We start from the raw sequence: 2,598 nt of genomic DNA on the forward strand, positions 1-2,598 counted from the left end.
CAATAAGAAATTGGGGAATAATACTTCAACAATTTTTGATTATCTTTGAATCCAGATGTCAACTCTAAAGTCGTTTACACAATTTGATTTACACTCTCTTGTATAGGGTTGTTCTAAGAAGATACACATAATTGTATCTATGCTTTGCTTATATTTTGTGAAGGATTTTCTTTTTATTTTGTGAGCAGAGAATTGCAATGAATAAAAAACCGCAATACTTTTGCAGATGAGAATTTAAAATCTTGACTATCATGTATCGTTTGTTATCTTCGATTCTAATCATTGTTGGCATATTGTTGTTTTTAGACGGATATTCTTCCGCAATAACATACTGGCCCGATCCATTCAATGGAAAATATAGCAGCCCCTTTCTTATTTTAATTGGCTTGATTCTTTTGACAGTGAGAGACCCCAACAAAGACCACAGCTAGAAGAATCCTTCTTTATACAGTGATTAAAGAAACAATATGAAATATTTTTTCAGCAACTAAAACCATAATCGAAAAACCTTCGTTTATCCTTTTAACTTTAACTTTAAATTAACATAATCAAAAAACACAATGAAACTATTTACAAAAACAATTCTAAGTGCTGCCCTTGCAATTTTTTCTTTTGCCGCATCAGCACAATTAAGTGGCCGCATGTTGGTCACTGCACGTATCGATGGCATGCAAAATGGTGTCAACACCAAAGCAAGCGGTGTAGCCACAGTAATGCTAAGCCGTGGGTTGGACACAGCCTGTATCAACATTAGTTGGAACGGACTGAGTGGGACACTAACAGGTATCCACACACACGAAGGTATGCCAGGCCAAAGCGGCAATGTGGTTAACGACCTATCTGCGTATGTATCGGGCAATCATCTATCAGCTACCTTTACAGGGGCTACACTTACCAAACAGTGGATAGCAAAACTTTTGAGCAACCAATTATATGTAAACATACATACTGCTGCAAATCCAAATGGAGAGATTCGTGGACAATTAATGGTTAGCACCGACTGGAGCTTTGTGGCACAACTTGATAATGTGCAAGCAGCAACTACTAGCAAAGCATACGGCTTGGGTGTATTTAATTTAAGTGCCGACCGCAAACGTATGTGGTACCAAATTGTAGTTCAAGATTTAACCGATACTATCACAGGAATCCATTTGCACAATGGTGCAATGGGTCAATCGGGTGGGGTAGCAGTTGATCTTGGTAACGATGTAAAAGGCAAAGTAATTGGGGGTTGGATTGCTGTAGACTCAACACTACTAAAGAACTTGATGAAAGGCGACATTTACGTAAATGTACACAATGCCTCAAATGCAGGAGGCGAAATACGCGGACAATTGATGCCTCCACGCAGAATTATGGCTTATAGCTGGATTGATGGAAAACAAGCAGGAATTACAACCAATGCCAAAGGTGTGGCAAGCATACAAATGAACCTAGCTGCCGATACCGCATGGTACGATATAGTGGTAGACGGGTTAAGCGATACCATTGCTTCCATACATTTCCATTATGGTGCTGCAGGTCAAAGTGGTGCAGTAGCTGTCGATTTAGATGGTGGAGTTATGGGGAATCATATAAAAGGAATGATTACAGGTGCTTCATTAAACCCTTTATTCATCGGAGCAATGGTTACCAACAATATTTATGTAAACATTCATACCAGCAATAATGCAGGAGGCGAAATACGTGGCCAAGTAATGAGACTTGCTCGCGAAGGCTTTACTATATGGATGGATGGTGCACAAAACAATGTGACTGGTGCCACAGGAACAGGCAGTGGCTATGTGAGCATCGATGCTATGGGGCTTAATGCAGAAGTATTGGTAGTAATGGATAATATGACCGAAGCACCAACTGCAATCCATTTTCACAAAGGTCCTAAAGGTGGATCGGGTGGCGTAATACTTGACCTCGCAGGCTGGTTAATGAAGAATGGCAAAGGTGGAACCGTTTGGGGACACTGGGAAAACAATGCTTCGAGCAATCCATTTGGGATGGCCGAAGCAATGCTTTTCTGGCACGACAGCGTATACATCAATGCACATACAACTGCAAATGCAGGAGGCGAAATTCGCGGACAAGTTCTTTGGGGTTCAGGTTGTTACAAAACTACTACCGGTATAGCCCAAGCATTTTATAATAATAATAATGCCACCAATATTAGTGTGTATCCAAATCCTGCCAATGATATATTGAATATAGCCTTGCCACAGGGAAGTAGTTATATTACTATCTATGATGCAACTGGCCGCATGGTATATAACCAAACAGCAAGTAACCAAAACCAAATAGCCACAAGCAATATGCAATCTGGTATATATTATATTAGAGCGATAAGCGGCGGCGAAAACTTTAATGCGAGCTTTATAAAAAATTAATAGCGTTTGTGTTCAATTAAGTTGAAAAGCCTGTTCCGATTTATCGGAATGGGCTTTTTTTTGAGCAAAACTTTTAAGAAAGTTCTCATTGACTAGAGGCTGTTTTTGAATATTATACCGGCACTCAATAGACCTCTTTCATAATTCAAATAAGAAAAGCCAAATTATAACGGACACTTTATTTTATTGTAGTATCGCTCGCCGCGAACTCCGATAACTA

Annotated in this window: 1 protein-coding gene; it reads left to right on the plus strand. The window is 39.6% G+C overall.

Translation table 11 applies throughout. The annotated features are described in order from the left end of the window. Positions 1-560: 560 nt before the first annotated feature. Complete coding sequence (locus SGJ10_12415) at positions 561-2,378, plus strand: CHRD domain-containing protein (protein MDZ4758926.1); 1,818 nt, start codon at positions 561-563, stop codon at positions 2,376-2,378. Positions 2,379-2,598: the final 220 nt, after the last annotated feature.

It is taken from the genome of Bacteroidota bacterium (genome assembly GCA_034439655.1).
In the GTDB taxonomy this organism is placed as follows: Bacteria; Bacteroidota; Bacteroidia; order UKL13-3; family UKL13-3; genus CANJUD01.